This is a genomic window from Bacillus sp. JJ1503, from assembly GCF_036965125.1.
GTDB lineage: Bacteria > Bacillota > Bacilli > Bacillales > Cytobacillaceae > Cytobacillus.
Genome location: NZ_JBALOZ010000207.1, coordinates 11697 through 19903, shown reverse-complemented (window position 1 = coordinate 19903; position 8207 = coordinate 11697). Strand labels below are relative to the sequence as shown.

The following is an 8207-nucleotide window of genomic DNA, read 5'->3' as shown; positions in this document are numbered from 1 at the left end:
ATCCCTACAGAAATATCAGCAATCTTAGCCTTAGGATCAACTGCCAAGCCGTATTTTTCTGAGATTTCTCTTACTTCTTTTTCAGCTTTTTTAATATCAATCTTTCCGCCTGCAGTCGTTTCTTTTCCAAGAATGATATTTTCCGTTACCGTAAAAGGGTCAACAAGCATAAAGTGCTGATGCACCATCCCAATTCCTAAGTCATTTGCTATATTAGGATTTGTAATTTTCACAGGTTTTCCATTAACGCGGATCTCACCTTCTTCGGGCTGATACAATCCAAACAGGACGTTCATTAGCGTTGATTTTCCAGCACCATTTTCACCTAATAATGCATGAATTTCACCTTTTTTTAATTGAAGGGTGATGTTGTCATTCGCCACAATCCCTGGAAATTCTTTACGAATATTGAGCATTTCAATTACGTATTCCATTATTTTCACTCCTTGCTCAAGATAAAAGGAAAGTATTTGTTGTAAGATGTCAGACTTTTTCAAACTTAACGACGTAGTTTAATAAAACCTTAAGTGAAATGTAGAAGTTTTTTTTCTACACTTCAATTAAGTTTCCATTGAATTTAAAAAAGGAATAAGGGGCCGGTTTACCAACCCGCTTATTCCTCAGTAAAGAATAGTAGATTTACATTTTATTAGTATAAGAAATGACTAATTCCACCGCAATCTACTTATTGAGCTTTAAAATTTTCGAGCTCATCTTTAGTACCAGGAACTGTGATGTCACCGTTCTTAATTTTTTCTGACCATTCATTAACAGCAGATTCAATATCAGCCTTGTTAGAGACTTCTTCATTGATTGGCGCTAAATTAACACCTTCCTCAGCTAAACCATATACTAATGTTTGGCCGCCAGGGAAGTTGCCAGCCTTTGATTTTTCAGAAATATCGATTACAGCCGTTTTTACACCTTTCATAGCAGATGTAAGGATAACGTTATGGTTTTTGCCATCAATTTCAACGACACCTTCTAAAGTCTGATCAGAGTCAACACCAATTGCCCAAATCTCTCTTGTAGGATCTTTCTTCTTAAGGTCTTTTGCTTCAGTAAATAAACCATTACCAGTACCACCAGCAGCGTGGAAAATTACGTCAATACCTGAAGAATACATTTGTGCAGCTGTCGTTTTTCCTAGTTCAGCTTTGTCAAAAGCTCCAGTATAGTGAACGTTTACTTTAATGTCAGGGTTTACTGATTGTACACCAGCTAAGAAGCCAGATTCAAAACGCTCAATTACTGGAATTTCCATTCCGCCAATAAAGCCAATTTGATTAGATTTAGTTGCCTTTGCAGCCGCTACACCAGCAAGGAATGCCGCTTCTTGCTCTTTAAATAGAACGCTTACAACGTTTGGCTGTTCAACAACACCATCAATGATCCCGAAATGAGTATCCTTTTGCTGCCCAGCAATTGTATTAATATCTTCTACCATTAAGAAACCAACACCAAATACTAAATTAAATCCTTCACGAGAAAGTTTATTTAAGTTAGTGGAGTAGTCAGCATCTGATTTAGATTGCAAATAGTTGTATCCGCCTTTACCTTCTTCAAGTCCGTTATTCTTACCAAACTCTTGAAGACCTTCCCATGCTGATTGGTTAAAAGATTTATCATCTACCCCACCAACATCTGTTACCATTGCAACAGAGAAAGCACTTTCATTTTTTTCTGTTTTAGCTGTGTCGCCTTCTTTTTCTTCCGACTTTCCACAAGCACCTAAAATTGTTCCAGCTGCTAGCACTAAAGATAGCGCTAAACCAAATTTTCGCTTCTTCAAGGTATTGACCCCCTATAATTTTAATTATCTGATAGTAGAAAAGCCTTAGAGCTACTAATAGCTTATTTTTCCTAGGAGTGAACTATAACCTTTTCCTAAGAACATGGAAACTAAACTTATCCGCTCTAAAATAATTGACCGAATACAGAATGGGCTCATCCGTTTCATCAAAATGCATTTGCTTAAGAACGAGCAAAGCAGTTTCAGGATCACACTCTAAGATCGGGGAAACTTTTTCATGATAACCTAGCGGTACAATTTGGGTGATTGCGTATGTTATTTTTCGATTTGCTTTTTCTTCCAGTAAATTCAATATTGATTCCTGCTCATGTGTGAATGTTTCAGCAAGAATTGGAACTGGAATTTTATCAATACAATACACAACAGGTTCACCGTTAGCAGTTCTTACCCTTTCGATCACAATAATTTCCTCTTCCTCAGAACATGAAAAACGGCGAATATCTTCTTCAGTCGGTCCCATTGTAGATGAACTTAAGAAAATGGTTCCTGGATTCATTCCTGCATTCAATATCATGTCAGTAACACTATTTAACTGTTCAATACCTGAGGTAAATAATGGCTTTGCATTTACAAAAGTCCCAACTCCATGCCTGCGTATGATAACGTTTTCTTCTTCAAGAATACGAAGCGCTTCACGAAGAGTTGCTCTGCTTACGCCAAGTTGCTTGGCAAGATCAAATTCTGAGGGAAGTTTTTCTTTTTCTTTATACTTTCCATCATCAATGTCTTGTTTTAAGCGATCAATCACTTGTAAATATAAATGCCGGTTATCTGACTTTATGGACATGCAGTTTCCTCCAACCAATTTTCTCGGAGACATCAGACCTCTGATGTTCAATCTTTCCTACTAATCGAAAATACTATAACACTTTTTAGTTAATAATGAAATAGAAATTATTAAAAAAATAGTAAAAACGCATCATACAGTAGATAGACTCTCATTATATTATAATTATATTAGTATAACACATTTAACACAAAACTTTTTTTCTGCCAAAAAGACCCGTTTTAAATAAAACGAGTCTTTCAGAAAAGTGTCTATGAACTTGCTTCTTCAGATGGCTTGCCTAACAGTACAGCTCGCGGCTTACTGCCTTCATAAGGACCAACGATTCCTCTTGCTTCCATTTCATCAATAAGGCGGGCAGCCCGCGTATAGCCAATTCGAAATCTGCGCTGCAGCATTGAGACAGAAGCTGTTTGCATTTCTAAAATAAGCTCAACTGCTTCATCGTACAGGTCGTCATCAACTTCTGATGTTGTTTCTGGGATCTCATCAGGAATCATCTCTTCTTGGTATTGTGCCTTTTGCTGTTCAATAACAAAATTTACTATATCCTCAACTTCCTCATCTGATAAAAAGGCACCTTGAATACGAACAGGCTTAGATGCACCGACTGGTAGGAAGAGCATGTCTCCTCTGCCTAGTAATTTCTCCGCTCCACCCATATCAAGAATCGTTCTTGAATCAGTCGCAGATGAGACAGCAAAGGCAATCCGAGAAGGAATATTTGCCTTAATAACCCCTGTAATAACATCAACTGAAGGGCGCTGGGTAGCAATAATTAAATGTATTCCAGCTGCACGTGCCATTTGAGCAAGCCTTGTGATCGCATCTTCTACATCAGAGGATGCCACCATCATCAAATCCGCAAGCTCATCTACAATCACGACAATGTAAGGCAGCAGTGGCTGCTGTGCTTCTTCTTCCGCATTGTGTTTTCTTACATAGTCATTATAGCCTTCAATATTTCTTGTTCCTGTATGCGAAAATAGCTCATATCGTCTTTCCATTTCATTGACAACTTTCTTTAACGCCTGTGATGCTTTTTTAGGATCTGTAACAACTGGAGCAAGCAAATGAGGGACCCCATTATACACGTTTAATTCAACCATTTTGGGGTCGATCATCATTAATTTCACTTCATGAGGTTTTGCCCGCATTAGTACACTTGTAATTATTCCATTAATGCACACACTTTTTCCGCTGCCAGTTGCACCAGCTACTAATAGATGGGGCATTTTATTTAATTCTGCTTGGACCGATTCCCCTGTAATATCACGGCCAAGGCCAATTAATAGCTTTGAATCCGGTTTCTCATATTGGTTTGCTTCAATGACTTCTCTAAGTGAAACCATTGCGACTTCAGAATTGGGTACTTCAATCCCTATCGCAGATTTCCCTGGAATCGGAGCCTCAATTCTAATGTCTTTTGCAGCAAGTGCCAGGGCCAAATCATCGTGCAAACTAACAATCTTACTGACCTTTACTCCCACATCGGGATGGACCTCATATTTCGTTACAGCTGGACCGAGGTGAACTTGAGTTACTCTTGCCTTTACGCCGAAGCTTTGAAAAGTTCTTTCAAGCTTTGCTGCATTTGCGTGTATTAATTCATATTCACCGCTTTGATCTGTTTGTCTAGGCAGCTTCAGCAGATTAATAGGCGGCAATTCATAATCCACGTTTTCAACTTCAGTAAATGTGATAGGTGGTCCTGAATCCGAATCTGATTGGTTGTCCATTCTTTTTGCCGTTTCTTTCTCTACCTGTTTATTTTGTTCATAGTTAGCCTTTTCAATAAAACTAGAAATAATAGGTTCCGGCTGTAAATCTTTCTTTTGCTCGACCGCACTATTAATTTTAATAACGGGTTCTGTTCTATTCTCTTCCTCTGCTCTGCTTCTACGTTCTTTTGCCTTTTCACGCCTTGAGACTCTTTTTTCTTTACGGTTTCTGTTCCATTCATTCATATCATGAATGAATGCATTCCATTGATTTTTAATAAATTTTCCAATAGCAGTTAGAAGCTTTCCAAATGCCTCCCCAAAGGTTTTGCCAGTTACTAATGTAATTCCAATGATAATCAAGATTAGAGCAATAAATTTTGCCCCGGCAACATCAAATAAATAGAAGAATACGGCAATGAGGATGGCGCCAATCATGCCACCATATAATTTCTCCGTGCTCGTTTCACTATTCCTTACCATCTCAAACATTTCAAAGGTTTGTTTGATTACACTAGGGTTTTGTACCTTTCCGCTATTTGTTAATAATTCGATATGGGTAGTATGGCTAAGTAATAGAATAGAGCAAATAATTAAATAACAGCCTACCAATTTAGTGCTGAAAAAATGGGGCAATGTCCTTTTCCACATAATATAACTAGCAAAAACAATCATGCCCAAAATCCCTAAGATATACCAATCTCCCATGAAAAACTGGAAAAATAGAACGGTCCAATCCCCTGCCTTTCCAAGCTTTGCCATTGCTATTACCCCTAAAGCAAGCAGGACGAGACCAATTAGCTCAAACTTAATAGTTGATTTAATATTTTCTTTTTTTCTAGAATGTCTTCGCTTTTTTTTTGCCATTTTATCACCCTGTATCATCTTCTTATTTCCATCTTAAACAATAGATTAATGAAACATGCACGGAATCTTATGTAAAAAAGTTAATATTATGTATTGAAAGAAGAAAGCAGCCATAATTTGGCTGCCCTGAAATTAAATCTATTATAACACACTGCCCTCATTCACTGTAATGTTAAAGTGATTTTTGCTCCTGGAAAACATGCTTCATTCATGAAATGAGCGGGATCGCTGCTCATAATACGAATCACTGTGCCGGTTAGGCCTTCGCCCATGTTTACTAGCACCGGAATTCCCTGAAAAGATACGACTTTTTGTTTTTCAAATTCACTTTCGTTTGTTTGGTAAATTAACTCCTGCGGCATCATTGTATAAAGGATCATTGGACTATCCCTTCATTCTTCTTTTTATTAAGGTCTATCAACTCATTTAACTTTTTCATGGCAGGACCAATTCCGCCCACACTATCAATTAATCCGCTCTCAACAGCATCTTTCCCTACTACATTCGTGCCAATATCTCTCGTTAAATTCCCTTTCGCAAACATTAATTCCTTAAAATATTCTTCGGAAACATTTGAATTTTTCGTAACAAAATTAATGACCCTCTCCTGCATTTTATCTAAATATTCAAAGGTTTGAGGAACACCGATAACTAAGCCTGTCAATCTAATTGGATGGATGGTCATTGTCGCGGTTTCCACGATAAATGAATGGTCACATGAAACAGCAATTGGAACCCCAATTGAATGTCCTCCGCCAAGCACGATAGATACCGTTGGTTTTGATAAGGAGGCTAGCATTTCAGATATGGCAAGACCCGCTTCGACATCTCCACCTACAGTGTTTAATATTACTAAAAGCCCTTCAATTTTTGGGTTTTGTTCAATTGCGACAATTTGGGGAATGAGGTGCTCGTATTTCGTTGTTTTATTTTGTGGAGGGAGTTGAAGATGCCCCTCTATTTGACCAACAATCGTTAAACAGTGAATCTTTGAGTCCTGGGATAATTGCGGAACATTCGTTTGCCCTAACTGTTGTATTTTCTCAATAAGAGCTGAGGATTGTCCTTCCTTCGGCTTGTCCTGCTCTTCATTTTCAGAGCCGCTTAGTTTCAAGTCATTGTTCATTTCTTTTTTCTCCCTTCAAACCAATTTAAAGAACAAAATCCATATGAGTTTAGTATGGTCTTTGGGAGTATTTTCATTCGGTGTTAGTTTATTGCTTATTAATAATATAAAAAACACAGCTGCTTGAGCTGTGCTTCCTAAGTTCTAAACTTCCATAATAATCGGTAAAATCATCGGTCTTCGTTTTGTTTTTTCATATAGATACTGATTCAATACATCTCTCATATCTTGCTTAATTCCTGACCAATCGAAGGTTTCTTTTGAAATGTTTTTTTCGACAGTTTCTCTGACCTTCTTTGTAGCCTCAATTAAAAGTTCCTCAGATTCTCTTACATATACAAATCCTCTGGAAATAATTTCAGGTCCAGCACATATGCTTTTTTCCTTTTTATTCAAGGTCACAACGACAAGTAATATCCCATCTTGAGAAAGAAGCTTTCTGTCTCTTAATACAATGTTCCCGACATCTCCGACTCCACTTCCATCAATTAGAATATTGCCTGATGGAATGCGGCCAGCGGGGCGAATCCGGCCTTCTTTTATTTCTGCAACCTCGCCTTTTTCAGGGATGAAAATTTGATCATTCGTTAAACCGCTTTCCAAAGCAACTTTGGCATGTGCCTTTAACATGCGATATTCGCCATGAACAGGAATAAAGAATTTCGGCTGCATTAAATTAATCATAAATTTAAGCTCTTCCTGACTTCCGTGGCTTGATGTGCCAAATGCACCCTTTCCTGAAATCACATTTGCTCCTGCACGAAAAAGCATATCAATCGTCTTAAAAATGATTACCTCGCTCCCTCTAATCGGGAATGCAGTTAGCATGACAGTATCACCCTGTTTAATATTGATCTGCTTATGAAGCTGCTTGGACATTTTTTGCAAAACTTCAATGGGCTCTCCCTGGGATCCTGTTAGCAGAATGACAATTTCATCATCCGGATATTGATTGATTTCAGAAATGGGAATGATTAATTCCTCGGGTACTTGTAAATACCCAAGCTGAAGTGCGATATCGAAAGCTGATTGCGAGAATTTTCCAACNNTTTATAGGCTGCATCAAAAATATGCTGAATTCTTATTAAATCAGATGCCAAAGATGCAGCGATGATTCGACCTGGAGCATTAAAAAAGGTATCTGTTACTTGGCTGACTACTTTGGCTTCCGATTGGGTATGACCCGGTTTATCTGCCTCCGTACTGTCGGAAAGCAAGCAAAGAACACCATCTTCACCGATTCTCGCCATTTTTCCTATCTCAGGCTTGTAATTAGAAGCCGCTGCTTGATCAAATTTAAAATCCCCAGTGTAAACAATACTTCCCTCTGAAGTATGTATACAAATTCCAACGCTGTCTGGAATGCTATGGGTCGTATGAAAAAATGAAACGTCCGCAGATTGAAACTCGATCTTAGAGTCCGAATGAATTTCCACAAAATTTATTTGACCTTTATATTCCTGTTCCTTCATTTTCGCTTTTGCTAATGCCAGCGTCAGCTTCGTACCATATACAGGAACACTAAGATCTCTTAATATATATGATAGGGCACCGATATGATCTTCATGACCATGTGTCAAAAAGATTCCTTTAACCTTTTCTTTATTTTGAGCGAGATAAGTGAAGTCAGGGATGACAATATCTATTCCGAACATTTCATTTTCCGGTATCATGAGTCCTGCATCTAGAACAAATATGTCTTCATCCACCTCCACAAGGTACATATTCTTGCCAAATTCACCCACTCCCCCCAGTGCCACAATCTTGATGCTTTCATTCTTTCTATTGTTCAATGTTAAAATCCTCCTATTTTCAGTTGCCCGACCTTAGATCAGTTACCAATATTATACTTGAAGAAAGAAAACTATGACAAGAAGAAAAGCGGAAGCGCCT

At 38.0% G+C, this 8207-nt stretch carries 6 protein-coding genes and 1 pseudogene; all 7 read right to left on the bottom strand.

What is annotated here, in order from left to right; translation table 11 throughout:
- Positions 1-434: ATP-binding cassette domain-containing protein (locus tag V7149_RS15970; protein WP_335346598.1), on the bottom strand; the 434-nt coding region annotated here is incomplete at its 3' end.
- Positions 435-685: 251 nt separating this feature from the next.
- Complete coding sequence (locus V7149_RS15965) at positions 686-1792, bottom strand: BMP family lipoprotein (RefSeq protein ID WP_335346597.1); 1107 nt, start codon at positions 1790-1792, stop codon at positions 686-688.
- An 82-nt stretch (positions 1793-1874) separates the two neighbouring features.
- The gene (locus V7149_RS15960; protein WP_335346596.1) at positions 1875-2600 is read right to left on the bottom strand and encodes a GntR family transcriptional regulator; all 726 of its coding nucleotides are present in this window, start codon (positions 2598-2600) and stop codon (positions 1875-1877) included.
- 251 nt (positions 2601-2851) lie between these two features.
- Positions 2852-5188: a DNA translocase FtsK gene (locus V7149_RS15955; RefSeq protein WP_335346595.1), complete on the bottom strand. Its 2337-nt coding sequence runs from the start codon at positions 5186-5188 to the stop codon at positions 2852-2854.
- A 161-nt stretch (positions 5189-5349) separates the two neighbouring features.
- Complete coding sequence (locus V7149_RS15950) at positions 5350-5568, bottom strand: YlzJ-like family protein (protein WP_335346594.1); 219 nt, start codon at positions 5566-5568, stop codon at positions 5350-5352.
- A complete protein-coding gene (locus V7149_RS15945) occupies positions 5565-6314 on the bottom strand; it encodes a ClpP family protease (protein WP_335346593.1) in 750 nt (249 codons plus the stop codon). Before V7149_RS15945 ends, V7149_RS15950 begins: the two co-directional genes overlap by 4 nt.
- 144 nt (positions 6315-6458) lie before the next feature.
- Positions 6459-8107, bottom strand: a pseudogene (locus V7149_RS15940) (ribonuclease J).
- Positions 8108-8207 lie beyond the last annotated feature (100 nt).